General features: G+C 40.4%; 1 pseudogene. It reads right to left on the bottom strand.

The features are described 5' to 3' along the window. Positions 1–241, bottom strand: a pseudogene (locus BGM27_RS16250) (response regulator aspartate phosphatase); the annotation flags it as partial. Positions 242–448: the final 207 nt, after the last annotated feature.

The following is a 448-nucleotide window of genomic DNA, read 5'->3' as shown; positions in this document are numbered from 1 at the left end:
AGCTCGTCAATTGTCGGTCTCACGCGGGTAGTCACCGGTTCTAAATAATCCAGCATAAGCTGATGGCGAAATTTCATGAGGGTGTAGTAAATCAGTAGATACTCGTCTTCTTCCATCTCATTTATTTCTTGCTCCACTTCCGCTTCAAAATCTCCGCATCCGGAACACTGAACTGACGTATCATTTTGTACCATTCATTAATCTTAACGCCAACCTCCGATGATGGTAAAACAGAACTCACAAGGCCACTCCTCCTTTTATATAATATTCTAACATTTCCAAAATTATGTATGTCCGCAATAAAACCGCAAAATTTCATTCGTCTTGATCATAAATCTTGGTTTGAGTTTTAAGTCTACAACAAAAAAAGCAGTCCCTATGGGGACTGCCCCCCGTTTTTGAGACAGGGGTCAAAACACCTTTTAAACAGCCAATTGCCGATAGTTTA

The sequence above is a fragment of the Bacillus sp. FJAT-27001 genome, from assembly GCF_019039175.1.
GTDB classification, from domain to species: Bacteria; Bacillota; Bacilli; order Bacillales; family Bacillaceae; genus Bacillus; species Bacillus velezensis.
Note: the sequence above shows the minus strand (reverse complement) of the source record. Positions and strands in the feature narration are given on the sequence as shown.